Annotated in this window: 21 protein-coding genes; 17 read left to right on the forward strand and 4 right to left on the reverse strand. The window is 42.1% G+C overall.

Annotation, left to right across the window (positions count from 1 at the left end):
* The first annotated feature begins 131 nt into the window (after nt 1-131).
* The 5 genes from H8S51_RS04530 (at nt 132) to H8S51_RS04550 (ending at nt 5,371) form a co-directional block, all read left to right on the forward strand.
* The gene (locus tag H8S51_RS04530) at nt 132-1,226 is read left to right on the forward strand and encodes a DUF3048 domain-containing protein (RefSeq protein ID WP_241070894.1); all 1,095 of its coding nucleotides are present in this window, start codon (nt 132-134) and stop codon (nt 1,224-1,226) included.
* Nucleotides 1,227-1,347: 121 nt separating this feature from the next.
* Nucleotides 1,348-2,079 carry a toxin-antitoxin system, toxin component gene (locus tag H8S51_RS04535; protein ID WP_241070895.1) on the forward strand — a complete coding sequence of 244 codons (732 nt, stop codon included), beginning with the start codon at nt 1,348-1,350 and terminating at the stop codon, nt 2,077-2,079.
* An 11-nt stretch (nt 2,080-2,090) separates the two neighbouring features.
* Complete coding sequence (locus tag H8S51_RS04540; RefSeq protein ID WP_186900118.1) at nt 2,091-3,224, forward strand: hypothetical protein; 1,134 nt, start codon at nt 2,091-2,093, stop codon at nt 3,222-3,224.
* Nucleotides 3,214-4,293, forward strand: coding sequence for a hypothetical protein (locus H8S51_RS04545; protein WP_186900119.1), 1,080 nt, complete (start codon nt 3,214-3,216; stop codon nt 4,291-4,293). The genes H8S51_RS04540 and H8S51_RS04545 overlap by 11 nt, the downstream gene beginning before the upstream one ends.
* Before the next feature lie 43 nt (nt 4,294-4,336).
* Nucleotides 4,337-5,371, forward strand: coding sequence for an acyltransferase (locus H8S51_RS04550; protein WP_186900120.1), 1,035 nt, complete (start codon nt 4,337-4,339; stop codon nt 5,369-5,371).
* Nucleotides 5,372-5,455: 84 nt separating this feature from the next.
* Here H8S51_RS04550 and H8S51_RS04555 read toward each other — a convergent pair whose 3' ends face one another.
* From H8S51_RS04555 to H8S51_RS04565, 3 genes are all read right to left on the reverse strand, one after another.
* The gene (locus tag H8S51_RS04555) at nt 5,456-6,502 is read right to left on the reverse strand and encodes an acyltransferase family protein (protein ID WP_186900121.1); all 1,047 of its coding nucleotides are present in this window, start codon (nt 6,500-6,502) and stop codon (nt 5,456-5,458) included.
* Nucleotides 6,503-6,615: 113 nt separating this feature from the next.
* The gene (locus tag H8S51_RS04560) at nt 6,616-7,635 is read right to left on the reverse strand and encodes a hypothetical protein (RefSeq protein ID WP_117920995.1); all 1,020 of its coding nucleotides are present in this window, start codon (nt 7,633-7,635) and stop codon (nt 6,616-6,618) included.
* A 17-nt stretch (nt 7,636-7,652) separates the two neighbouring features.
* The gene (locus tag H8S51_RS04565) at nt 7,653-8,606 is read right to left on the reverse strand and encodes a hypothetical protein (RefSeq protein WP_186900122.1); all 954 of its coding nucleotides are present in this window, start codon (nt 8,604-8,606) and stop codon (nt 7,653-7,655) included.
* Between the two features lie 177 nt (nt 8,607-8,783).
* On the opposite strand from H8S51_RS04565, the gene H8S51_RS04570 reads away from it, so the two are divergent.
* The 9 genes from H8S51_RS04570 to H8S51_RS04610 all read left to right on the forward strand — a co-directional run bounded on the left by H8S51_RS04570 (nt 8,784) and on the right by H8S51_RS04610 (nt 20,393).
* A complete protein-coding gene (locus H8S51_RS04570; RefSeq protein WP_186900123.1) occupies nt 8,784-10,394 on the forward strand; it encodes a glucosyltransferase domain-containing protein in 1,611 nt (536 codons plus the stop codon).
* 11 nt (nt 10,395-10,405) lie between these two features.
* Entirely contained in the window at nt 10,406-11,266 is an 861-nt protein-coding gene (locus H8S51_RS04575) for a UbiA prenyltransferase family protein (protein ID WP_118210155.1), read from the forward strand.
* A gap of 61 nt (nt 11,267-11,327) precedes the next feature.
* Nucleotides 11,328-13,028 carry a hypothetical protein gene (locus H8S51_RS04580; RefSeq protein WP_186900124.1) on the forward strand — a complete coding sequence of 567 codons (1,701 nt, stop codon included), beginning with the start codon at nt 11,328-11,330 and terminating at the stop codon, nt 13,026-13,028.
* A gap of 56 nt (nt 13,029-13,084) precedes the next feature.
* The gene (locus H8S51_RS04585) at nt 13,085-13,987 is read left to right on the forward strand and encodes an alpha-1,2-fucosyltransferase (RefSeq protein ID WP_186900125.1); all 903 of its coding nucleotides are present in this window, start codon (nt 13,085-13,087) and stop codon (nt 13,985-13,987) included.
* Nucleotides 13,988-14,000: 13 nt separating this feature from the next.
* Complete coding sequence (locus H8S51_RS04590) at nt 14,001-15,746, forward strand: ABC transporter ATP-binding protein (RefSeq protein ID WP_186900126.1); 1,746 nt, start codon at nt 14,001-14,003, stop codon at nt 15,744-15,746.
* Nucleotides 15,743-16,576: an O-fucosyltransferase family protein gene (locus H8S51_RS04595; protein ID WP_117920988.1), complete on the forward strand. Its 834-nt coding sequence runs from the start codon at nt 15,743-15,745 to the stop codon at nt 16,574-16,576. The genes H8S51_RS04590 and H8S51_RS04595 overlap by 4 nt, the downstream gene beginning before the upstream one ends.
* Before the next feature lie 64 nt (nt 16,577-16,640).
* Complete coding sequence (locus tag H8S51_RS04600) at nt 16,641-17,369, forward strand: WecB/TagA/CpsF family glycosyltransferase (RefSeq protein ID WP_186900127.1); 729 nt, start codon at nt 16,641-16,643, stop codon at nt 17,367-17,369.
* Between the two features lie 117 nt (nt 17,370-17,486).
* A complete protein-coding gene (gene asnB / locus H8S51_RS04605; protein ID WP_117920986.1) occupies nt 17,487-19,361 on the forward strand; it encodes an asparagine synthase (glutamine-hydrolyzing) in 1,875 nt (624 codons plus the stop codon).
* A gap of 3 nt (nt 19,362-19,364) precedes the next feature.
* Complete coding sequence (locus tag H8S51_RS04610) at nt 19,365-20,393, forward strand: acyltransferase family protein (protein WP_186900128.1); 1,029 nt, start codon at nt 19,365-19,367, stop codon at nt 20,391-20,393.
* Nucleotides 20,394-20,783: 390 nt separating this feature from the next.
* Here H8S51_RS04610 and H8S51_RS04615 read toward each other — a convergent pair whose 3' ends face one another.
* Nucleotides 20,784-21,662 (reverse strand): helix-turn-helix transcriptional regulator, encoded by an 879-nt coding sequence (locus H8S51_RS04615; RefSeq protein ID WP_117920984.1) that lies wholly within the window; start codon nt 21,660-21,662, stop codon nt 20,784-20,786.
* Nucleotides 21,663-21,790: 128 nt separating this feature from the next.
* On the opposite strand from H8S51_RS04615, the gene gmd reads away from it, so the two are divergent.
* The 3 genes from gmd to H8S51_RS04630 all read left to right on the forward strand — a co-directional run bounded on the left by gmd (nt 21,791) and on the right by H8S51_RS04630 (nt 25,326).
* The gene (gene gmd / locus H8S51_RS04620) at nt 21,791-22,825 is read left to right on the forward strand and encodes a GDP-mannose 4,6-dehydratase (protein ID WP_117920983.1); all 1,035 of its coding nucleotides are present in this window, start codon (nt 21,791-21,793) and stop codon (nt 22,823-22,825) included.
* Nucleotides 22,826-22,930: 105 nt separating this feature from the next.
* The gene (gene fcl, locus H8S51_RS04625; RefSeq protein ID WP_118210149.1) at nt 22,931-23,872 is read left to right on the forward strand and encodes a GDP-L-fucose synthase; all 942 of its coding nucleotides are present in this window, start codon (nt 22,931-22,933) and stop codon (nt 23,870-23,872) included.
* Between the two features lie 116 nt (nt 23,873-23,988).
* Nucleotides 23,989-25,326 carry a sugar phosphate nucleotidyltransferase gene (locus tag H8S51_RS04630; RefSeq protein ID WP_186900129.1) on the forward strand — a complete coding sequence of 446 codons (1,338 nt, stop codon included), beginning with the start codon at nt 23,989-23,991 and terminating at the stop codon, nt 25,324-25,326.
* Nucleotides 25,327-25,585: the final 259 nt, after the last annotated feature.

Below are 25,585 nucleotides of genomic sequence, written 5' to 3' on the forward strand. Positions count from 1 at the left end.
TGAATTACAGCTTTTTACCTTAAGGTTTTCTTAAAACGTGAAAATAAGATGGTAAAAAAGTCTTAAAGGGTGGTATAATAACAGAAACGGTGCGCAAAATGCACAAATAATTACTTTGAGAGGTATTTAGTTTGAAGAGAAGAGCGATTTTAATGCTGACTGCACTTGCAATGACAGTATCCATTACAGCATGCGGCAGCAAAAACACAGACGAGACGGCGGCTGATTCGACAGAGGTTGCCATGACAGAAGCAGGAACAGAGGAGACTGAGACTGAAAGTGAGGAAGTGCTTCCAGAGGGGATGTATCGCAGCGAGCTGACGAACGAACTGATCGATGAGAGTCTTAAAAATCAGAGACCGATCGCAGTCATGGTGGACAATGAGTCTATTGCATTGCCACATTATGGATTATCCCAGGCAGATGTTGTTTATGAGATGATGAACAGTACATTAAACGGCAGGATCACCAGATTTATGGTACTTGTCAAAGACTGGGAGAATATCAAACAGTTAGGAAGCATCCGGAGTGTGCGCCCGACGAATATACTGATCGCATCTGAGTGGAATGCAGTCATCTGTCATGATGGCGGTCCTTTCTATATTGATGAATATATGGCAGATCCGAGTGTGGATAATTTTAGTGGTACTTTCTCCCGTGTGGATAACGGTAAATCAAGAGAGTATACCGAATATATCTTACCGGGCGATCTGGACAAGAACTTTGAGAACAGCGGTGTGTCCAAAGAATATACCTCCTATTATGAGGGTCCACATTATCAGTTCGCAAGTGAGAGTAATCCGGTGGATCTTTCATCAGCGTCTGATGCAATTGATGCAAAACTGGTAGATCTTCCATTTCCTCATAACGGTTCTTATTTAGAGTACAATGCAGATGACCAGCTCTATTATTATTCAGAGTATGGTAAAGCACATGTAGATCCGGGCAATGACAACAAACAGCTTTGCTTTAAGAATCTTCTGATCCAGAGCTGCGGATATACACAGTATGATGAACACGGTTATCTGATCTTTGACTGTGTCAGTCAGGGTGGAGGATATTATGTGACCAACGGAAAAGCAATTCCGGTTACATGGAAAAAAGAGAAAATGACTTCCCCGACACGTTATTATGATGCGGCAGGTAATGAGATTAAGATCAATACAGGTAAGACTTATGTCGGATTTGTTCCGGTAGATGACTGGCTTGATCTTGTAATTGAATAAGCAGATTGAAAAAATCCGTATTTCAGAAATGAAGTACGGATTTTTTTATATTGTTTTTAGGCTTTTAAAATCATGTGTTTTGCGGTAAAATGAAAAATATATGTAGTCAGAAAGCAGAATTTTGGCAGAAGCAAATGAATGGAAAGAAAACGGAGAAGCTGTAGTGGATAAAAGTACATTTGAGACGGACAGAGAATATACGGTATGGGAGATACTGAAGGGAAACCTTAAAGTATGGTGGCTGATGCTTGTTGGAGCACTGGCAGGAGCAATGCTTTTGGGTGGGTATAAATATTATTCAAACCGTTCTTATATTTCTGAAAAAAATTATGAGGATGATTACCGTGTTATGGCATCTTTATTTGTGGAGGAATACAGTACAGAGAGTGCTGCAGAGCGTGTTGGAACCGTGATCACAGTGGCAGGCAGCCGCAGTACCTATGAGAAGATGAAACAGTTAAGCGGATATGATATGGAATATCTGGCATATCAGGATATGTTTGATTTAGAGCAGAATACTTCTTCGGCTGTGATTACAGTGCATGTGAAATACCCAAGAACCTATGGAACATTTTCATTGGAAAATGAAAGTGATGCCCTGGAATTTGCCGGATATCTGTTAGAGGCAATAGAAGATACGGTACAGGAGAGTATTGGTAAAAACGGAGTACATGTATTAGATGCGCCATATGTGGCAGATGTTCAGCAGAGATATCTTGCTTATGCGCCTACTATACAGGAATTTAAACAGGAAATTGCAAAAGCAGCAGTGGCGGGGATATTTTTCGGAATCCTAATAGAAGTGGCAATTTATGCAGGAATATGCGTGTCTGGCAAAAAGAGAGGAATATAGAGGGATAGCAAATGAATACGGTAAGAACATTTTTAAAAAATGCTGACGTAAAAAAAATCGGAGTTGTCTCTTTTTATGCCTATTTTGCAATCAACGTACTGATGAAAGCATTTTCCTACGATCATGGTGACAATATCTATAAATATTTTTTTTATACAGCGATCTTGTTCTGGGGCATCAAAATGATATTTACGACATATACCATGCGGGAAGTATTCTGGATCGCAGGTATGATGGGAATCGGAGTGATGCTTTCCGTGATCACAAGACAGAACATGTGGCTGTTGTCGATCATGACGGTGGCAGCGATGAAGAACTGTCGTTTTTCTGTGATTGCACAGATCGCAGTGTGGATCCGTTGTGTGGCAGCAGTGATACTGGTGGGAGGTTCTTTGATTGGAATTTTTAATATCGGAGAACAGACTAAACTTGATTCGGGCTATGTGGAACAGCATGTTTACGGATTTGCAATGGGGGAACCGAATACAGCGTTTCTGACGATATTTTTGGCGTTACTTCTGGTATTGTATTATAATTATGAAAGATTAAATATACTGTGGTTTGCTGTGACTTCGCTGATCGCACTTGTTTTTTACAAGATGACATTTTGCAGGACGGGTGTGCTTGTATTCTTTTTCTGCTGGGGGCTGATCTTATTTGAAAAGATTGTAAAAAATAAAAAAATAAAGTCTGTACTGGTGTGCTCGGTGCCGGTCGGTGCAGTATTTTCCCTGCTTACAACACTTTTTTATGATGGAAATAATGCATTGCTTTATAAGATCAATCATCTCGTTTCGGGAAGAGTTTATATCATGAATACTTATTATAAAGATCAGGGATTGTCTCTGTTTCCACGTACGCAGGCAGTTTTTTATACGAGTTATCATGGACTGATCGACAACAGCTATATGAATGTGACATTTTACGCAGGTATTCTTGTGGCGGTACTGTTCTTTGTGATCATCTTTAAAACTATGATAAGACTGTACCGGATGGAGTGTTATAAAGAACTTGTAATGATAGGAATTTTAGCATTGTATGGCGTGTTAGAGCAGTTTGTGTTAAATGGATTTATGAATATATTTTTACTTTTGTGCGGAATGTTATTATATCCGGGCATAGTGGAGGAAAAACATGAAAAATAATATTTATGTGTTAAATCAAAGACAGGATGAGACATTTGATGCAGCAGGCAAAGCAATGCGGGACGTGTTTTCTGTGCTTGCAGATAAAAATGCAAAGATCATCTGGAGCGTACCAAAACACTGCAGTAAATATTTAAAGCTGTTAGATCTGCCATATCTGGTTTTGTTTTTACTGTTTCACGTGAACAAAAACGACAATGTATTTTATTCGATTCCGGAGAATCATTTAAAAATCCGTCTGTTAAAAAGCCTGCAGCGTGTAAAAAAATACCGGATCATCTGTTTTGTCAACGATCTGAATGCATTCCGCTATGACGGACAGACCGATGGAGATCCCGGTGAGGTAAGAGCGCTTGCAGCAGCAGATAAAATTCTTGCACCGAATGTCAATACTGTTTCCATGTTAAAGAAAAACGGTATTTCTTCGGACATGATACCGGTCGGAATCTGGGATTACCGGATGAATGAGACACAGATCGCTAAAATCCGTGAAATATCGCATGCACACAAAAAAGAAAATGAAGTAAAAATTGCATTTGCCGGCAATTTAAACAAATCAGAATTTTTATCTGTCATGGAGATACCTTCTGATGTCAGAATGGAATTATGGGGAAAACTTGATCCGGAGCGTGAAAAAACGCTGGCAGATGGGTGTTATTATCACGGAATATTGTCTTCCGATGAGATACCGTTCGCAGTTGCAGAGATGGATTATGGATTAGTCTGGGATGGCAGCGGAAAAGATGAGATCGAAGGCGGCCTGGGTGAATACCTTCGATACAACAATTCACACAAATGTGCACTTTACCTTGCGTCAGGTCTTCCTGTTATCGTATGGAGCCAGTCAGGAATGGCATATTTTGTAAAAGAGCATGCCTGCGGTATCGTTATTGACCGTCTCAGCGATCTGGATCAGGTACTCCGTGAAGCAGATTATGAAAAAGTGAAAGAGGCAGCACTTGCCGTTGCCCCGAAACTGTGGGAGGGCTATTACTTAAGCAAAGCGATAGATACAGCTTCATCAAAGCACAGGATTGAAGCAACCGGGAAGGCGGATAAGGATATGTAAGTGTTTTGTTTATTCCATTATACACAAAGGAGAAAAGTTAGTTATGAAAAAGAAATATTACCTTGAAGCCATCCGCATTGCTGCGATCCTGATGGTCATGTACAATCATTCTGCAGCATTTATGTCATTTTCTGTTCAAAGTGGCGTCGAATATGCAATATCGTTTTTCCTTTCCATGATATGCAAAGGTGCGGTACCACTGTTTTTCATGGTATCCGGTGCACTTCTGCTCGGAAAAAATGAGAGTGGAAAAGACTTATTCCAAAAAAGGATTCTTCGCATGATTTTCGTAATCGTGCTGTTTTCATTTTTATATTATCTGAAACTGGTATTAAAAGGAGAGCGTCCGTTTACACCGTTTTCTTTCCTTTTATCCCTGCCATCAGATCTTGTTTATCTGCCATACTGGTTTTTATACAGTTATCTTGGCGTGCTCACTATTTTACCGATATTACGTCCGCTGGCACAGAATATGACAAAAAATACCTTCTGGTATCTGATCATTCTGCAGTTATTGCTTGATTGCCTGAAACCTACAGCGTGGGTATTGTGGGGATATGGACTCTGCGGATACTATAATTTCGGCGGACTGTTCCAGTATGTTATTTTTTATCCGCTGATCGGATATGGGTTAGATCAATATTTCAGTGAGAAAAAATTTGTGACGCCGCAGAATATAGGAAGAAACCTGACTGTGATCGCTGCGGCAGTTCTCACGCAGATGATGGTATATAAAGATTACCTTTCCGTTGGAAATTACCAGGAAGTATATCTTGGCACATGGCTGTCTGTCCCGGTCATTGTGATCTTCTTAAATGCAAAACTTCTCTTTCAGGAAGAACGTCTGTCTGAGCACACGAAAAAAGTTCTGGGATGTGTCGGAAGCTGTGTATTCGGATGTTATCTTTTAGGTGGATTTATCGGAACAGGGGGAAGACTGGATATCATTGCAAATACATTAACCCCTGTGATCGGAATGCTGCCGGCGTACATCATTGAGATCCTGATTGCTTTTCTGATCGAAGTGGCAGTTACGCTGGTTTTGAAGAAATTGCCGGTATTCCGGAAATTATTGTAGGAAATGTAATTAGCAGGATTTTGGAAAAAAGAGGTGTGCCGGGAAATTCCGGAACACCTCTTTTTGTCTTTTAAGTGAACATCATCAGGCAAGAAAATACGCCATTAACTTTTCTGCTACAGTTCTTACCACATTTGCACCCCACATTACCACGCGGTTGACCACATCCACGATCCATGGCTCTAAACGTCCGATCGTCGCTTTACGTACTTCATTGAGCAGACATGCAATTACCATGATAGCAAGCACATAACCGATCGCAGGGAATACTAAAAACCATGATCCTGCATAAGGTTTAAGATCGATCCATTTCAGCAGAAATGTCTGTACCGTTCCGTCTAACACATAAATGGCAAGTACATTTCCTGCAGCACGGTTGATAAAACGGCTGTGAAAATGAATCTCCCGAAACAGCAGCAATACCATGACAGAACCGAATATAATGAAGATCGAGCAGTCACGGCAGAAGGTCGTATAGAGTTTTCCACGAAGAAACGTCAGCGAACTGTCCGCAAGGAAAATAAAGCCAATGCTAAGAAGCAGCCCTGAAAGAAGGCGATGAACATTGTGGCTGCGGTTATGATAGAGTGAAAGGTAACGTCCGAGCAGATAGATCATAACCATGTGAACTAACCCTTTTCCACCGTCCTGCATGATCTCAAAAAATCCGAAAGTAGGGATCACAGAGAAAAGAAGCAGCAATATGGCAAGCAGCTTCCTAAAGTTTTCCTTTGATAGTTTTTCCGGGATCTGGTTTAAAAACGGTGTTAAAAAGCAGAGGAAAAAGTAGCAGCTGATAAACCAGTAATATCTTGAAATTACAGGAATACAGGATTTAATCAGTGATTTTATGCCAAAATTGCCGACGGCGATCGTACCAAATACCGTAAAAAAGATGATCATGAGATCAAGCCGGATCAGTTTTTTGAAATCAAAACGGATACCAAAATAACCGGAAATTAATATAAAACAGGTAACTCCCATGTTAAAAATGGAATTGACCAGTACATGGATCTCTGTGTTAAGCAGTGATACAGATGTATCAATACCTCCGAAAGTGTGCATCATCAGGATACCAAAGATGCATAATAAACGTAATAATTCAAAATTCGAAGAACGTTCTTTGGACATGATGTCTCCATTTCTGCCCGTGCTGCGGGGCATTAGAAATTTTTGCACAGATTATGTTTTGTATGGTGTTCTGTGCATTTTTTGCAGCAGAGTATTACAGATCTATACAAAGATCATGCTTTCTGGCTGCGTCTGATCTTTAGTTTCTGCTGCCACTTTGTATTGCCGTGTTTGATATCCGCAAGCCTGCCGCGGCATTTTAACATATAGGTCACAAACTTGGCATGCGCGGAATAAGACTGGTTTTCATAGATTCCTTCCATGAAGATTTTTGTGATATCAACAAAGTGAAGATTCAAAAACCAGGTTTTTTCGTGTCCGTCGATCGTATAACAATAAGGTCTGCCGTTTTCCCAGTGAAGATTTTTCACACTTAAGCGTTTGATATATTCATACTGGTGTTCTAAGTAGCCGGAAGATTCGCCGACAGAATTATCAAATACGCTGTGGTTCGCATCGTCTTGTAACAGGTTTAAATATTCGCCTTCCGGAAGAGATGAAACCCAAAGGTGTAGCAATGCCATCTCGCCGACACCACCGTACATGCCGAATTTGCGGTGGACATCCCATTTTTTCATCAGGATATCTTTATGATTTGCATACATATCGATACAGAAATCCGTAAATTCACGAAGACCTTCCGTGGTAAAATAGGAAAATCCTGCGCAGGTTTTCCATTTTAGACCGTTACCTTCTTCAAGCATTGCAAAATCCTGTAAAAGCGGAGTCTCGGCAGCTACCTTGCAGTGACGGAACGGTTCATATTCACTGACATTTAAATAAAGCAGAACATCACTGTCGATGATGACACATTCTTCAAAGGAGTTGCGCTCTAAATACTCTAATATAAGGAAGAAACGTTTGAAGATTCCTTCTGCCCACGCAGTCGGATAGGTAGAAAGATTTTCAAAAACAGAGTGGAACTTTGTCCATTTTTCAGTGATGAAATCATTCGCATTATGCCAGTCGTCACACCAGGCTTTGTTGTATTCATCGCCTAACAAAACAACTTTTTCATTATATTTTTTTGCCTGTGCAATACAGTATTTTAAATATTCCTGGTTCTTTTTTCCGGCAGCCTGTGCTTTTTCTCCGGTTTCATGGTGAACCATAACAGGAATAATCTTACTCATAATAATTGTCCCCCTTATTATTCTTTTTTCCAGTAAGTGCCGCCTTCTACGTCGCTGCTTCCGGTCGGTACTTCGCTTGCCATCGGATAATGCCAGTAATCGTTATACATGGCAACGATATCCGGTTCTTCCTCGTCCCAGCGTCTTCCTTTTAAACCAAACAATATCTGCAGGCATCCACCGAGATGAATTGCCTGTTTTCCCATTTTTTTGATATGGGCAGCTAATGGATAACCGTAAGCTCCACAGCCGAGCAGGGCGATGTCAAAATCGATTTTTTCGCATTCCCTGCACATATAATCGAGCGCGTCAAACCATGTGGCAAAACGCGCATCTGTAGCACTGCCTGCGGTCTGCACTGCTTTTAAAGTTTTTAATTCAAATTCAGGCAGAATGTCTGTAGCCGGAAAAATTTTATCAAAGTGTCTGTACTGACTTTGAATCGACTCTTCAAATGGATGAATGACAAGTACCTTTTTCCCGGCAAGGGCAGCAGACCATGGATTATTGCTGCGCCATGGCTCTAAAGAGATCAGGCGGCATGTTGCGCTTAAATCTTTACAGTATTTGCGGATATAATAGTCCTCGCATGCATTCTGCCATAATCCTAAAATATCCGTCTGCCTGCAGGCATCTTTCATGATATCGTTAAAACGGGGAAGAAGTGCAGGATCATTTGGGAAAAAGCCGGCGCAGGTAAAAAGCTGTTCGCAGGCTTTTTCTTTTTTGGATTCCATGTGAAATTCATCCACACGCATGTTGAAAAGTTCGACAGCACCAAAACGTCCCATCATAAACGGTTTGCCGAAACGGATCAGGTCTGCCGTATATTTATTTAATGTATCCGTATCATAGAACGGTTTGCCGACATAATGCCGGTAAAGAAAATCTGAGTCATCTGTTGCCTGCCGCAGTTTGTTGCGCAGACAGTATTTTAACTGATAATAAGAGGCTCCGAGGATCGTACCCATCTTAAGAACACTCCTTTCTGATTGCAGTACATAGATATAAACATCATAAACAATGCTTCCTGCGGTGTCAAGAAAAATGGAACAGGCAGAGGAATCTACTGTTTGACACTCACTATATATATTTGATACAATAAAGAGTAAATGAAGTTGAGAAAGTAACAGATAGAGGAAAACGTTATGAATACGATTAAATGGAAAATGCCGGATCAGTATCTGACCGAGTGGTACCGGAATCTTTCGGGAGCGGTAAAGACAGCTTTTTATGCTGCGTTTGTGGCAGGGCTTGCAGCACATTTGTATCAGTTCACCAATAAATTATATAACTATGATGAACTTGCAAATACACCCGGAGGTATCGGACTTAGCACAGAACAGGGAAGATGGCTGTTAAACTGGATGGGACGGTTTATGCATTCGGTATTTGGAGGTTCTTATTCACTGCCTCTTTTTAACGGGATCTTTGCACTTTTGTTCCTTGCATTATCAGCAGGAATGATCGTTTCCATCTTTCAGGTGAAAAACAGGCTGACCGCAGGACTTATCGGAGGACTTATGACGGTATTTCCGGCAGTTGTGTCCATGTATTTTTTTATGTTTCTGTCACTTTATTATGCGATCGGTATATTTTTCAGCGTGCTTGCTGCGTGGCTGACTGTGAAATATCCGAAAAATATCATTGCAGACATAGCAGCAGTTTTAATGGCTGCCTGTTCACTGGGTGTATATCAGGCATATTTTCCGGATACTGTATGTATCCTGCTTATGGTAGTGGTCTTAAAGGCAGGATTTGGCGGCATAAAAGAGAAAACACAATGGAAAGAATTTTTTCTTATGGTCGTCCGATTTTTAGTTGTGATGGCAGCAGGTATTGTAGTTTATTTTCTTATTAATAAGGCAGTACTTGCAGTAACGCATATACAGCTTACGAGTTATCAGGGTGGCGATACGATGGGAAAGATCACGTTTACGCAGCTCATTGATGCAGTGAAGCAGTGTTATACTTCGTTTTTTGATCTGGGATATTCGGATGTTATGGGGATTAACTATAACCGGACCATAAAACGTCTGATCAAAGTGATGTGGCTGTTATTTGCAGCTGGTATCGGAGCATATCTGGTTTTAAAGAAAAAGGAATATTTAAATAAGGTAATTGCTCTGTGCGGCATATTGGTATTTCCGGCAGCAATGTTTTTGATCTATGTGATGGCACCGAATTCTTATTGTTATACACTGATGGCATATCCGGTTGTATTTTTCTTTATATTTTTCCTGCTCTGGATGGATGCATGTTTGTGGAACCTGAAACTGCAGGCACCGGTTAAGAGTATAGCAGGCTGGGTATCGGCACTGCTTACAGCAGCATTGGTAATTGTGTTTGTCTGGTATGCAAATGGAAATTATATGGCACTTGAATATACGAAATATCATGATTTTTCCTATGTACAGACTTTGATCACAAAAATACGCAGTGTGGAGGATTATTCCCAGGATAAAGCTGTGATCGTGGTTGGAACACAGATCTCAGACAGCACAGGCAGTATGGGAAGCCTGATCGGTGATACGTTTATCGTTGGTGGAAAAGCAGATACTAATTTAGGGTATAATTCACTGCTGTATCTGATGTCTGACTACCTTGGATTTTCACCATATTATGGCACTTATGAGGAGATTCAGAGCTGGATGCAGAGAGAAGCGGTGAAAGAAATGCCGGCTTATCCTGCAGATGGCTCCATTCAGGTTATCGACGATACGATCATTGTAAAATTGTCTGATTATGAAATGAATTAAGGAACGATTGGATGAAAAAATATTTATATCTTATGAGAGTACATCATTATATCAAAAACATACTGATTTTTATGCCGCTGATCTTCAGCGGCAATCTCACAGACCGCCGGAAATTTATGGCAACATTACTTGGAATGATCGCATTTTCGCTGGTCACATCCGCTGTCTATATTATTAATGATATCAGGGATGCGGAAAAAGACCGGATGCATCCGACGAAGAAAAAACGTCCGATCGCTTCCGGCGCAGTCACACCGGTGCATGCTGTGATACTGATGGCAGTCATTCTGATCGTGGCAATGGTTTTACTGGCAGTATCAGATGCAACAGCAGGCAGTTATACACTTGTGCTGTTATATCTGTTTATTAATGTGGCATACAGTATGGGACTTAAGGATGTACCGCTTTTGGATGTGACCATCCTTGCTTCCGGATTTTTGCTCCGTGTACTCTTTGGTGCAGTGCTGACTGGAACGGAAGTATCTGAATGGCAGTATCTGACTGTACTTTCCGGCGCATTTTATTTCAGCCTTGGAAAGAGACGAAACGAACTGCAGAAGAAAAAAGACGGGGATACGAGGAAGGTACTTAAATATTATACGAGAGATTTTCTCGACAAGAACATGTATATGTGTCTTGCCCTGCTCAATACATTTTATGCTCTATGGTGTAAGGATATTACCAATGCAGGAATGAAATATGCAATGTGGACTGTACCGATCGTGATCTTAATCTGCATGAAATATAGTCTGACGGTTGAGGGCAATTCTGAGGGAGATCCGGTTGAGGTGCTTTTACATGATAAGGTGCTGATGGCGCTCTGTGTTGTTTACGGTATTGTAATGGTAGCTATGCTTTATTCCGGAGTATAGTCTGCAGGCTGTTGAAAAAGTATGGTTAGTTAGTAGAAAAGAGCTTGGAAATGAGGTTTTTATGAAACGAACATATAAATTTGGCTGGATCATTTTGATCGCACTGATTCCGCTGTTGCCATTATCGGGCTGGAATTACAGCATTGATGTCAGCGATGTCGGTTTTAATCTGAATCAGTATCGTTTTTGTTTTACAGATATGGACAGTACTTATCTTCCTTTGTTTCTGACGAATATTTTAGGCGGCTGTCTGTTAAGATTATTTGAAGTGCTGCATATACCGGCATATATCGGTATGGAGGCTGCGTGGGCAGCAGTCTGTTTTTATCTTTGCTTCTTGTCTTACCGGCTCTATGTAAGATATCGCAGGGATACATTGATACTTCCGGCACTTGCGTTTGCTATGGTGTTTGCAAAATGTAATTTTCATTTCTTTATTTATAATACGGCAGTTGCATTTATGGCACTGACGGGATTGTATTTTCTCATCCGGGCGGTCAATGATAAAAAGTCATGGATGCTCTTTTTTGCAGCAGCATTTTTAATGCTGGCTTCTTTCTGCAAGATATCTTCCCTATTGCAATTTGCTGTATTTGCAGTTCTTTTTTATGATCTTTACCGGAAAAAGGATGTGGCATATTTTGTACGTCAGGTGTTATGGTGCGTGGCAGGTGTTTTGTGCAGTCTTGCAGCAGGACTTGTGCTCATGTACAAAACATGTGGGATCAGCACTTATTTTCAGATGGTTGCAGACATGTTTCTCTATGCGGGAAACTCAAATGACGGACATACGATCGGCAACATGGTGGTGATCAATTTCAAGGGAACTGTGCGTGGAATGTTGTTACTTGCCGTGATCTATGTTATTTATCTGGCAGCAGCAAAAATAAAAAGGCTTGCGCCGGTTATTGGATATGGTATGATCGCTGTGGCAGTGCTTTTGCTGGCAGGAGCAGTTTTAGGCGCAGATCAGATTGCAGGATTATCGATCCTGTACCGTGTACTTGGAGATTATCTGAATGCAGTTGCAGTGATAAAAGCCATGATGTATGTATGTGCAGTTCTGATCTTAAGAGACAAAGAAACTTCGGAAGAATTTAAAATACTTACACTAGCATCCTGTGCGCTTGCAGTCCTGATGCCGATCGGTTCAAATGTGGGAATCACACATCTGTGTAATGAAGCGTTTTATATTCTGCCATATATTTTGATCTGTGCTGGAGAGAAAATCAGAAAGTCAGAGAACAATAGAAAAATTGTTGTGATTATATTCACAATATGGTGCGTGATATTAACTGCGTCACAGAGTCTATATATGACAAAGGCATACGTAAGAGATAAAGAACAAAAGCAGCAGTTTACACTTGATGAACTGCGTGGCATCAGGTATGATACAGCTATTGTCCTGCCAATGGAAGAAGTGGTGAACTTTATAAAATCATATGGCGGGGAAAGCGATAAAATGGTTGCCTGTGGTGCAATTCCGATATTACATTATCTGACAGGAAGGGCACCATATATTACAGGCTGCGGCGGCTGGATCGAGACAGATTATGTCACGGCAGAAGAGATAAAACAGCAGCTTGATGCATCGGCAGAGTCAGACAGCGGCGGAAAAACAATGCCGCTTGTGGTTTTTAATAAAACAGCGCTTGACAAACCGTCGGAAAAGACGGACGTGGTTTTGTCATTTGTAAAGAAATATTCTTACCAGCAGGTATTTGAAAATGAAGAATATAAAGTGTATGCAAAGAAAAATTGAAGTATATGGGCAGTTGAACCACCGGATATTACAGAAAAGTATGAGGTAACAGAGAAATGATAGCAGTAAAAATTGGAGACGGCATGGGTAACCAGCTGTTTAATTATGCCTGCGGCTATGCCCAGGCAAGGCGGGAGAACGATTCACTGCTTCTTGATATTTCGGAATGTGATAATTCCACTCTGCGGGATTTTGAGCTTGACAAGTTTCATCTGAAATATGATAAAAAGGAATCATTTCCAAATCATAATTTAGGTCAGAAGATTTACAAGCACATAAGACGTGCGTTAAAATATCATGTGATCAAAGAACGCGAGGTGTATCATAACCGTGGCCACCGTTATGATGTGAATGATATTGATCCGGGAGTATATAAGAAAAAATTTATACGTGATAAATATCTGTATGGTTATTGGCAGCATCTTGCTTATTTTGAAGAATATTTAGACGAGATCACTGCGATGATGACGCCGGCTTATGAGCAGAGTGAGACAGTGAAAAAGTTACAGGAAGAGTTCAAAAAGACGCCAACCTGCGCCGTGCACGTCAGAGGCGGGGATATCATGGGACCTGCCGGTATTTATTTTAAACATGCCATAGAGCGGATGGAACAGGAAAAACCGGGTGTGCGGTATATCGTGTTTACCAATGATATGGAGCGTGCAAGGGAAGCACTTGCCTCCATATTAGAAAGTCAGAAACAGGAAGCAGGCGGGGATCAGCTGAAAAATGAAGTGTGTCAGATGGAAAACAGGCTGGAGTTTGTCACGCAGCTTGGAAAATTTTCTGACGTGGACGAATTTTTCCTGATGGCAGCATGCCAGAACCAGATATTGTCAAACAGTACATTTTCGACATGGGCAGCTTATCTGAATCAGAATCCGGATAAGACGGTCATTATGCCGGATGATCTTTTAAGTGAGCGGATGTGTCAGAAAAACTGGATAATTTTAAAATAAGAAAGGCAAAAGAATGAAAGATTTGGTAAAAAGTGTATTAAAAGTTTTTGACGGAAAACAGAAGCGGAAACTTGTCGGAATGATGTTTCTGATACTGATCAATTCCGGCGTCAGCCTGCTTGGTGTTTCTGTGTTATCCCCGTTTATCACAGCGGTAATGAATCCGGAACAGTTATTAAAAAATGATATCATACGTTCTGTTTATGATGGATTTCATATGCAGAATACAAATCAGCTGATCACATTTTTATGTGTGCTGATCATTATTGTGTATATTGCCAAAAATGCATTTATTATTTTCATCAATAATATGCTGTATTGTTTTTCCTATTATGGAAAGCGCGAGATGCAGGATCGTATGATGAAATATTATATCAGCAGGGATTATACATTTTTTCTGAATCATAACAGTGCAGAGCTGATGCGTGATATCAATACAGATCCGGAAATGTTTTATGCGGCGGTATTAAATATGCTTCAGCTTATGTCAGAGCTCTGTGTCAGCCTGATCTTAGTCGGATATCTACTGGTAAAAGATGCCCTGCTTACTTTAGGTGTTGCATTTGCAATGGTTATTATGGTGTTTATCTTTATGAAAAAACTGCGCCGTACCTTAGCGCGTTTCGGTGATGACAGAAGAAAATACAATGCCAATATCTTACAGTGCATGCAGCAGGCGTTTGGTGGCATCAAAGAGATCAAGATTGCAAACCGTGAGGCATATTTTGAAGGGGAATTTGTAAAGCAGAACGGTCTTTATACGTATGTGATCAAACAGAACTCTTTCTTAAGTTCCATTCCAAAGCCGATCATGGAAGCACTCTGCATCACAGGAATGATGGCAGCGATCGTTGTCCGTATCAATGCAACTTCCACAAGCCCGGAGCAGTTTGTCGGAACACTTGCGGTGTTTGCAGCGGCAGCATTTGCCCTGCTTCCTTCGGCAAATAAAATGTCAGAATATTTAGGATCGATCATCCATAACGGTGTCGTGATCCACAAGATCGGCGAAGAGTACGCTGCGATCCGCGATATGGAGATCCAGACAGAAAAAGAAGAAAACTACAAAAAAGTAACCTTGGACAAAGAAATCAAAGTCGAAGACATGACCTTCCATTACCCGGACACAGAGGATGCTGTATTATCCCATGTAAATGTGACAATCCCAAAGAACAAGTCCGTTGCATTTATTGGACCATCCGGTGCAGGAAAGACCACGATGGTCGATCTGATCCTTGGAGTTTTAAAACCACAGGCAGGAAAGATCACGGTAGATGGCATGGATATCAAAGAATCTTATCGTGGATGGCATGACAAGATCGGTTATATTCCGCAGACAATCTATATGTTAGACGATACGATCCGCAACAATATTGCATTTGGAAGGACAGAAGGCATTGATGATGCAGATATCTGGGAAGCCTTAAAACAGGCGCAGCTGGATGAATTTGTGAAGTCACTGGATGAAGGGCTTGATACAATGATCGGAGAAGCAGGTGTCCGCTTATCCGGTGGACAGCGTCAGCGTATCGGTATTGCGCGGGCACTTTACCGCAGACCGGAAGTGCTTGTTCTTGACGAGGCAACTTCCGCACTGGATACGGAAACAGAGGCTGCTGTCATGGAAGCAATCGACAGCCTGCAGGGAAAAATGACAATGCTTATCATAGCACACCGTCTGTCTACCATTAAAAACTGTGATATGGTATATCAGGTAGAGGGCGGAAGTGTGACAAGGAAAGAAAAGGAAAGCGTATGAGTAGTGAACCGATGATAATTATAGAACCGTGTGCAGGGCTTGGAAACAGGCTGCTTGGTTTAGGATCTGCCTATGCAGTGGCAAAGAAATTAGACCGTAAACTGGTCGTGATGTGGAAACGTGAAGTCGGATGCAATATCCGTTTTCAGGAATTATTTGATCTGCCGTTTGAAGTCGTTGAGATCAGTGAGAATGGTCTCAAAAAAGAGCCGGTAGCACAGATACTTGGAGACCGTGCCAAAAAGAAATGGAGAAATTCGGCAGACCGTTTTCTGGAGTGTGATGAGGTGGAAAAAATCAAAGAGCGGGAAGGATATGAGGGATTATTCCGCCTGATCGAACAGACTCCGGTTATTTATTTAAAGGCATTTGGACCGATCTGCGAAGTTACAGCAGAGAGTTATTCCTTTGTAAAACCAAGTAAAAATATTGAAGAAAAGGGTGCATATCTGTTCCGGGAACTGACCGGGCAATGTGTGGGGGTACATGTCAGAAGAACCGATCATACGGAGGCGATCGCAAACAGTCCGCTGGCACTCTTTGCCGAACGAATGAAAAAAGAACTGGAAACAGCAGCAGACACCAGCTTTTTTGTAGCAACCGATGATAAAGAAGTGCGCAGGGAGTTAAAAGAATTACTGCCGGACGCAAAACTGATTTTCCCACAGTCGGATGTGATCGACCGTGATTCGAAAGAGGGAATTGAGGAGGCATTTATTGAAATGCTTGCGTTGTCAAAGTGCAGAAAGATTTTAGGAAGTTATAATAGTACATTCAGTTTACTGCCATCGTATATTGGTAATATACCGCTTGAGACGGTGCACAAGTAAATGCGGGAATGTTTTTGACAAAGATGCTGTCATTTAGAAAAGACAGTGCAGGGACGGAGAAAATATGGAACTTACGACATGCAATATTTTAGGTCTTGATATCCTTGTGACGGATATGAAAAAGACCATAAATCTGATCGAGCAGAATATAGAGCAGTTGAGAGGGCAGTATATCTGTGTGGGAAACGTGCATACGACAGTGATGGCGCACGATGATCCGCAGTATCATACTGTACAGGCAGGTGCGGCATTTGTCCTGCCGGATGGCGGACCACTTTCCGGTTACAGCAGGAAACACGGATTCCCGGATGCAGAGCGTGTGACAGGACCGGATCTGATGCTTGCATTATTTGCACGCGATAACGGACTGAAACATTATTTTTACGGAAGCAGTGAAGAGACGCTTTCACTGTTAAAAGAAAAACTGACGGAAAAATATCCGCATCTGCAGATTGCGGGAATGGTATCGCCGCCATTTCGTGAGTTATCCGAAGAGGAGGATAAAGAAATGGTGGATAAGATCAATGCGTCCGGAGCAGATATTATCTGGGTGGGATTAGGTGCTCCGAAACAGGAAAAGTGGATGTATGCACACAAAGACCGTGTCAATGGCGTGATGATCGGTGTTGGAGCCGGATTTGATTACCATGCAGGAAATATTAAGCGTGCACCGGGCTGGATGCAGAAATTAAGTTTAGAATGGCTGTATCGTCTCATGCAGGATCCGAAGAGACTGTTTAAACGCTATCTGGTAACCAATACACGTTATCTGTGGCTGATTCACCGGAAATAATTGTGAAATATAAATTTGAGATATAAAAGTATGGAATTGTTACAATTTTTGTAACTATACAAGAATGGAGATCAGTGTGAAAAATGGAATTTTTCGCACACGGGAATGGAGAGTAGTATGTGTGGAATTTACGGTGTAGTCAATAAAAAGATAGACCGGGAACTGGCAATGAAATGTTTAAATACGATGATCCATCGTGGACCAGATGGCTATGGATTGTGGCAGGAGGACGGTGTGACATTAGGACACCGCAGACTGTCGATCCTAGATCTTTCAAATGCCGGGAGTCAGCCGATGTCCTATGCCAATGAACGTTACTGGATGACATTTAACGGTGAGATCTATAACTTTATCGAGATCAGGGACGAATTACAGAAAAAAGGATATACATTCCGCAGTGCCAGTGATTCCGAGGTGATCATGGCTTCATTCTGCGAGTGGGGTGAAGCATGCGTGGACCGTTTCAATGGCATGTGGACATTTGCTATCTGGGATAAACAGACAAAACAGCTTTTCATTTCCAGAGACCGTTTCGGGGTAAAACCGTTATTTTATGCTGAACTGCCGGATGGCGGTTTTGCATTTGCATCGGAGATGAAAGTTATTCTGCCGTTACTTCCGAAAGTGGAGGCAAATAAGCCGATGTTTGACCGTTATTTTGCGGACAACCATTATGAATCACAGCCGGAGTGTCTGATCCGTGGAATCAAACGTTTCCCGGCGGGGCACAATGCATGGGTAAAAGATGGGAAAATCATCCTGAAGCGTTACTGGAATACCTTAGACCATCTGATCTGTGTACCGGATTCCTATGAGGAGCAGGTAGAGCAGTTTCGTGAGCTGTTTTTAGATGCCTGCAAGATCCGTATGAGAAGTGACGTGACACTTGGTACCGGACTTTCCGGTGGTCTTGACTCCTCTGCTGTCATCTGTGCGATGTCTTATATTTCAAAGAATATGACAGATGAGCGCACCAACAATGACTGGCAGCACGCCTACGTGGCATGTTTTCCGGGAACAGCACAGGATGAGACAAAATATGCAAAACAGGTTACGGATTTTCTTGGAATCAGCCACACCTTTATGAATATCGATTCCGCAGTGTCTGAGCGTGAGTTTTTGCGACAGCTATACTGTTTCGAGGAACTCTGGGGCAATCCGCAGGTGCCGATGATGGAACTTTACAAGAAAGAGAGAGAACTTGGAACCACAGTTTCCCTTGATGGGCATGCAGCGGACGAACTGTTTGCGGGATATGGGTTTGACGTATTAAAAGCGTACCCGGATGCAAAGACAAAAGAAGAGATCGACATGATCACGACTGCATATCTAAATCAGGATGCGGAAGATGGAGTGAGTCAGCAGTCTGCTGCATTTAAAAAGCAGAGAAATAAACTCTATCGCGAGTATATGCTGAAATATCATGCCAAAAAACTGCTCGGCAGGGAGACTGTAAAGAGTGCATATTCGGATCATCCCAACTGGAACCAACTGGATAATCTCAATAAAACATTATTTGTTTCCACACATGAGACGATCCTGCCGACACTTTTACGTAACTATGACAGGGACAGTATGGCAGCCGGAGTTGAGATCCGTATGCCGTTTCTGGATTACCGGATCGTGGAATTTGCATTTTCCATTGGCTGGCGTTCAAAACTTCATGGCGGTTTTTCAAAATCGATCGTCCGTGATGCAGGTGCGTCTTTTATGCCAAAAGAGATTGCTTACCGCCGTACCAAGCTGGGATTTAATGCGCCGATCCTTGACTGGATGCGTGGACCATACCGGGAGTTTTTTGAAGATACTGTGGCATCGGCAGATTTTGCAAACTGCAGCCTGATCGATGATCCCGCAAAAGTGCGCAGTGACCTTTCCGATTTTCTTGCAGGTAAAAATGCCACGTTTCATCAGGCGGCAGATATCTGGAACAGGATTCAGCCGTATCTGTGGGAGCGTGCACTGATCAAACAGGATTGGATACAGGAGTAAACAATGAAACGATATCAATATCTGGATGTGGCAAGGGGATTTGGACTTTTACTTGTCATCATTTCACATAGCTGCGGACTGAGCCGCTTTCTGATCAATTATTATATTCCGCTGTTTTTTGTGGTGTCGGGATATATTTATAAAGAAGGCAGAAGTTATAAAGAAAATATTTCTCACAAGGCAAAGCGCCTTTTGATACCATATTTTGGTTACAGTGCAGTACTTTTAGCAATCTATGCGTTAATGGGAAGGACATTTGCAGAGACAAAAGAGTCTGTATTTGGGATACTTTATTCCAGATACTGCCTATATGATACAACCGTTGTAACAGATAACGTTTACCTGTTTACGGTGGCAAATGGTGCGATGTGGTATCTGACAGCATTTTTTGCAGCAAGTCTTGTGTATCATCTGGTGATCGACCGCTGCCTTGCGGATAAGAAGTTCCTGATCGGTACGCTGATCGTTTTAACTGCGATCACCATGGCACTTGCTGACATTCCGGTACTCCTTCCGTGGAGCATTGATCTTGCCTGTGTTGGAACCATCTTCATGATCGCAGGAACTCTGCTTGGCAGAACGCAGTTTTTCGAAAAGAAATGGAACATTCCACTGATCGTGGCAGTGCTTGCTATCTACATCCTGACAAGCTACCTTGATCCTGGTATTAACATGTCCATCCGCGAATACGGCATCTACGGAGCGCTCAGTGTACCATTCTTTATCATTGTAGGACTTACGGGCTCACTGCTCTGCATCTGGTTTGGAAAACTGATCGAAAATACTGCCCCAGGCAGATTCATCGCCTATGTCGGAAAAAATACGATCTTCCTGCTCGCCTTCCACATATTTGCCTTAGAAGTTGTCGAGCGTATCGCATCAAAATTCATCACAATCCCTGCACCGGGCGGCGCAGCAGTACCATTCGTACTGTATCACGCACTGCGCATCACAGTTGCAGTCTTAGGATGTCTTGCAGCTTCGGAATTATTGAACCGCATAAAAAAAAGCCTGCAGCAGAAGAATGTATAGAGTTTGTTCGCATTAAACCGTCTGCAGCAGAAGAATGTATAGAGCCAGTTCGCATTAAACCGCCTGCGGCGGAAGAATGTATAGAGCCAGTTTGTATTAAACTGTCTGCAGCAGAAGAATGTATAGAGTCCGTTCACATTAAACAGCCTGCGCCGAAAGACCAGGTAGAGATAGGTTGCGTTGAAACGCCTGTTGAAATATGATAATATAGCCAGGTGGGTGGGAGAGTTTTAAAAGAAGGTGCTGGGGAGCCGCCGGTCCTTAGCGACCGTATTCTGGTCGCTTAGTACCGCTGCGAGCGACACGCAGCGCAAGCGTGCCTTCTTATAAAACCCTCCCACCCATCTGGCTTTTGAAAACCTGCCCAGGCGTTACAACGCGACCGAGCCATCACCACCTCTTCCGGTACTCTGATGCCGTACACCCCTCCATCTTCCGGAACACCTTATTAAAATAACTCGCATCATCAATGCCGCAAAGGTGCGCAATCTCTTCAATGGAAGAATTGCTGTACCGGAGCAGTTCCTTGGCATTATTGATCTTTTTTGCCAGGACATACTGGATGATCGTCGTTCCAAATTCTTTTTTAAATTCCCGTGAAAGATAATATTTGCTGATAAAAAACTGTTCTGCGAGCTGGTCTAAGGAGATATTTTCCGTATAATGATCGTCCAGATAGTGCAGAATTGTTTTGAGTTTATCTGAGAGCAGCTCATTTTTTTCATTGGACTCGGTACAGATGAGCGTTAAAATATTAATGATCTGCTGGGCAGTCAAAAGATCGGTGTCATCGGTTGGTTCTTCGTTGTAACGGATGATATTCTCTATCGAGGTAATCAGTTCTGTGAAATGAGCAGAGCGGAAATGCCAGTTATGGTGCTCCCTGAAATAGGTATAATATGCTTTGACCTGAGGACCGTTGAAATGAATCCAGAGCAGTTCCCAGGGGTCTTCATCCGTACTTATGTGGGTGTATTCTCCAGAACAGTCGAGAAAAAAACAGTCCCCTGTGTGGGCAGTCCTAGAGATCATACCACCCTCGGATAATGGTTCCCGATAGGTGACTTCGCCACTGCCGGAGAGCACGACAAAAAACAGGTAGGAATTAAGCTCACTGCGTCGGCTTAAGTGTGATTTCAGACTTTTTAAATAGCCGGCTTCCTGTATATAAAAGAAGTTCTGGCGGGTAAATGCAGAGGGAGTATTGATGACGCTTCGCGTATTTGTAACTTCGGAGGTTTTGTATTTTTCAAAAAATAATTTTTTCATAGCAATATAATACTATTTTAGACCAATATATTCAATTGTAAAATGCAAAAAATTAGATTAATCTATACAACGGCTTAAAAATTTGATATTAGCAAAATAATTATAGAATTCATAAAAGGAGAGATGAAATGAGTAAAAAAGCATTGATCACAGGTGTAACAGGACAGGATGGAAGCTACCTTGCAGAGCTTCTTTTGGAAAAAGGATATGAAGTACATGGTATGGTACGCCGTTCTTCCGTAGAAAAGAGAGAGCGTATTGACCATTTAGAGGGCAATCCGAACTTTACCGTTCATTATGGAGATCTTTCCGATTCTTTAAGTCTGGTACGTCTGATCGGAAGCATTAAACCGGATGAGATCTACAACCTTGCTGCACAGAGCCATGTTGGTGTCAGCTTTGATGTGCCGGAATATACAGCAGATGTTGTCGCAACCGGAGTACTCCGCGTACTTGAGGCAGTACGAATCTGTGGATTAGAGAAGACCTGCCGTATCTATCAGGCTTCCACATCTGAGTTATACGGGAAAGTAGAAGAGGTTCCACAGCGCGAGACAACACCATTCCACCCATACAGCCCATATGCAGTTGCAAAACAGTATGGTTTCTGGATCGTAAAAGAGTACCGTGAGGCATACAATATGTTCTGCTGCAACGGTATCTTATTTAACCATGAGTCAGAGCGCCGCGGTGAGACTTTCGTAACAAGAAAGATTTCCCTTGCAGCAGCAAGAATCGCTCAGGGCAAACAGGATGTTCTTTACCTTGGAAACTTATCATCCCTGCGTGACTGGGGTTATGCAAAAGATTATGTTGAGTGTATGTGGCTGATCTTACAGAATGAGAAACCGGAAGATTTTGTTATTGCAACCGGCGAGCAGCACTCTGTACGTGAATTCTGTGAGCATGCATTCCGTGAAGCAGGTATTGAATTAGAGTTTAAGGGTGAAGGAATGGATGAAGTCGGAATCGACAAAGCAACCGGAAAAACAGTTATCAAAGTATCACCGGAGTTCTATCGTCCGACCGATGTTGTAAATCTCTGGGGAGATCCGACAAAAGCAAAAACAGAGCTTGGCTGGAATCCGACAAAGACTACTTTTGAGGAACTTGTAAAGATCATGGTAGCTCATGACATGGAGCTTGTAAAAAACGAGAAATAATATATTTGGAGAAAAGTGTGAAAAATAAAATTTTTCACACACAAGTTTGTGCTTGCGCTCAAACTTGTTATGCCTTGAGAAACAGGCAGGAATGGAGAAAAGATCATGGAAAAAGATGCAAAAATATATGTTGCCGGACACAGAGGAATGGTAGGTTCCGCAATTGTCCGTCAGCTTGAAAAAGAAGGATATACAAATATTATCACAAGAACACATAAAGAGTTAGACCTCTGCCGTCAGGATGCTGTTGAGACATTCTTTGCAGAGGAAAAACCGGATTATGTATTCCTTGCAGCCGCAAAAGTAGGCGGTATTATGGCAAACAGCGAAGCACTTGCTGATTTTATGTATGACAATATGGTTCTTGAGATGAATGTGATCCATGAGGCATGGAAAAATGGATGCAAAAAACTGATGTTTTTAGGTTCTTCCTGCATTTATCCGCGTATGGCACCACAGCCGATGAAAGAGAGCTGCCTTCTGACAAGTGAACTGGAGAAAACAAATGAGGCATATGCACTTGCTAAGATCAGTGGTCTGAAATACTGCGAATTTTTAAACCGTCAGTACGGAACCGATTATATTTCCGTAATGCCGACAAACCTTTACGGACCAAACGATAACTATCATCCACAGCACAGCCATGTGCTGCCGGCATTGATCCGCCGTTTCCATGAGGCAAAAGAGGCAGGATTAAAAGAAGTAACCTGCTGGGGAACCGGTACACCGCTTCGTGAGTTCCTTTATGTAGATGATCTTGCAGATGCCTGTGTATATCTGATGAACCATTACAGTGGAAATGAGACTGTAAACCTTGGTACCGGCAAAGAGCTGACCATCAAAGAACTGACAGAACTGGTAGCGAAAGTAGTCGGATTTGAGGGTGAGATCAAATGGGATACTACAAAACCGGACGGAACACCGAGAAAACTTCTTGATGTAAGCAAATTAGAAGGACTCGGATGGAAGTATAAAACAGAGTTAGAGGAAGGAATCCGTCTGACTTATGACGATTTCCTGCACAATCCAATGCGTGCAGAACGCTAAGAGAGCAATGTGAAAAATAAGATTTTTCACATGCAAGATTTGCGCTTACGCACAAACTTGAGATGCAAATAAAAACGTTGTTTTTATTGAAAGACAGCGCAAGAATGGAGAATAACATGTATATTGTTTTATTATCAGGCGGTTCCGGAAAACGTCTCTGGCCGTTATCAAACGATCTGTGTTCCAAGCAGTATATTAAGTTAATGAATCCGGATGAAGCAGAACATTCGGCTAGTACGGAAAAATGTTCCATGTTACAGCGGGTGTTCGGGCAGCTTAAGGCGGCATCACTTTCTGAGAATACGATCGTGTGTGCCAGTGATTCCCAGGTGGAACTCATTGAAAGCCAGTTAGACGGACAGGCAGAAGTTGCTGTTGAGCCGATGCGCCGGAACACATTCCCGGCTGTCATGTTGTCCTGTGCATATCTGCTATCAAACAAGGGTGCAAAACCGGATGATGTGGTCGCATTTCTTCCGGTAGATCCGTACACCACGGTAGAGTTTTTTTATAAGATCAAATCTTTAGGTGAGTATATCGAAAAACAGGATGGTGTGATCGGACTGCTTGGCGGAGTACCGACATATCCATCTACCAAATATGGATATATCGTTCCTGAAAAAAATGAGTCTGAGCCGTTTGCGGTAAAAGGATTCCGCGAAAAACCGGATGAAGCAACTGCACAGGAACTTGTGGACATGGGTGCACTCTGGAATTGTGGTGTGTTCTGTTTCAAATTAAATATGGCTGCACAGTGGCTGGAAAAATACGGTGTTACGACAAACTATGATGAGATGGTTACCAATTACGAAAAACTGCCGAAACAGAGTTTTGACTATGAAGTGTTAGAGCACTGGAAAAACATTGTTGCGGTTCAATACGATGGGATCTGGAAAGATCTTGGAACATGGAATACCCTGACTGAGGAGATGAACGAGCAGAGTATTGGAGATGTGACCTGGGACAAGACCTGTGAAAACAGCCATGCCATCAATGTGCTCGGTGTTCCGATGGTAGTCATGGGTGCGAAAAATATGGTGATCGTTGCCTCACATGATGGTATTTTAGTGGCAGATAAACATCAGAGCTCCTATATCAAAGACTGCCTTGAAAATATCCCGGATGAATCCAGATTTGAGGAACGCCGCTGGGGTACGATCAAGACGATCGATAACAACGACGAGGATGGAATACACAGTGTAACAAAACGTATTAAGATCCTGGCAGGAAAGACGATGCCATATCATACACATGCGAGACATACAGAGACGATCACCGTTATTTCCGGTATGGGAAAACTTATTCTCGAGGGAACAGAGGTAGATCTGCTTGCAGGTTCTACGGTAAGCATTGCATCCGGAAAGAAACATTCCATCAAGGCTCTCGGTTCGGATCTGCGTCTGATCGAAGTAAGTCTCGGTGTTACCTGTGATGATGAGCAGGTTCTAGGCTAAAAGTAGTTACTGTTCACAGGCAGGCATTTTCTGAACTGAAAATGCCGTATGATACAGTGGGGGCAGCAGATTTTGCCGATTTGGAATGCGAAGCATCGGCAAAATCCGTTACTGGAACGAGGTACGAGTGAACAGTAACTAAAAGTATGAAGATTATCTGAATAAAAAAGATAAATGTAGCATTTTGGCTAAAAATGTTTTATAATTAAAAATGTATATACGTCTTTCTTTGAAAAACAGGGGATTTATAAACAGAATC

The sequence above is a fragment of the Roseburia rectibacter genome (assembly GCF_014287515.2).
In the GTDB taxonomy this organism is placed as follows: Bacteria; Bacillota; Clostridia; order Lachnospirales; family Lachnospiraceae; genus Roseburia; species Roseburia rectibacter.

Coding starts and splice junctions, on each gene's coding strand:
- H8S51_RS04560 (WP_117920995.1), bottom strand. CDS start 7,635: ATGAGTAAGATTATTCCTGTTATGGTTCACCATGAAACCGGAGAAAAA.
- H8S51_RS04565 (WP_186900122.1), bottom strand. CDS start 8,606: ATGGGTACGATCCTCGGAGCCTCTTATTATCAGTTAAAATACTGTCTG.
- H8S51_RS04570 (WP_186900123.1), top strand. CDS start 8,784: ATGAATACGATTAAATGGAAAATGCCGGATCAGTATCTGACCGAGTGG.
- H8S51_RS04630 (WP_186900129.1), top strand. CDS start 23,989: ATGTATATTGTTTTATTATCAGGCGGTTCCGGAAAACGTCTCTGGCCG.
- fcl (WP_118210149.1), top strand. CDS start 22,931: ATGGAAAAAGATGCAAAAATATATGTTGCCGGACACAGAGGAATGGTA.
- H8S51_RS04610 (WP_186900128.1), top strand. CDS start 19,365: ATGAAACGATATCAATATCTGGATGTGGCAAGGGGATTTGGACTTTTA.
- H8S51_RS04550 (WP_186900120.1), top strand. CDS start 4,337: ATGAAAAAGAAATATTACCTTGAAGCCATCCGCATTGCTGCGATCCTG.
- H8S51_RS04555 (WP_186900121.1), bottom strand. CDS start 6,502: ATGTCCAAAGAACGTTCTTCGAATTTTGAATTATTACGTTTATTATGC.
- H8S51_RS04615 (WP_117920984.1), bottom strand. CDS start 21,662: ATGAAAAAATTATTTTTTGAAAAATACAAAACCTCCGAAGTTACAAAT.
- asnB (WP_117920986.1), top strand. CDS start 17,487: ATGTGTGGAATTTACGGTGTAGTCAATAAAAAGATAGACCGGGAACTG.
- H8S51_RS04600 (WP_186900127.1), top strand. CDS start 16,641: ATGGAACTTACGACATGCAATATTTTAGGTCTTGATATCCTTGTGACG.
- gmd (WP_117920983.1), top strand. CDS start 21,791: ATGAGTAAAAAAGCATTGATCACAGGTGTAACAGGACAGGATGGAAGC.
- H8S51_RS04575 (WP_118210155.1), top strand. CDS start 10,406: ATGAAAAAATATTTATATCTTATGAGAGTACATCATTATATCAAAAAC.
- H8S51_RS04545 (WP_186900119.1), top strand. CDS start 3,214: ATGAAAAATAATATTTATGTGTTAAATCAAAGACAGGATGAGACATTT.
- H8S51_RS04585 (WP_186900125.1), top strand. CDS start 13,085: ATGATAGCAGTAAAAATTGGAGACGGCATGGGTAACCAGCTGTTTAAT.
- H8S51_RS04580 (WP_186900124.1), top strand. CDS start 11,328: ATGAAACGAACATATAAATTTGGCTGGATCATTTTGATCGCACTGATT.
- H8S51_RS04595 (WP_117920988.1), top strand. CDS start 15,743: ATGAGTAGTGAACCGATGATAATTATAGAACCGTGTGCAGGGCTTGGA.
- H8S51_RS04590 (WP_186900126.1), top strand. CDS start 14,001: ATGAAAGATTTGGTAAAAAGTGTATTAAAAGTTTTTGACGGAAAACAG.
- H8S51_RS04540 (WP_186900118.1), top strand. CDS start 2,091: ATGAATACGGTAAGAACATTTTTAAAAAATGCTGACGTAAAAAAAATC.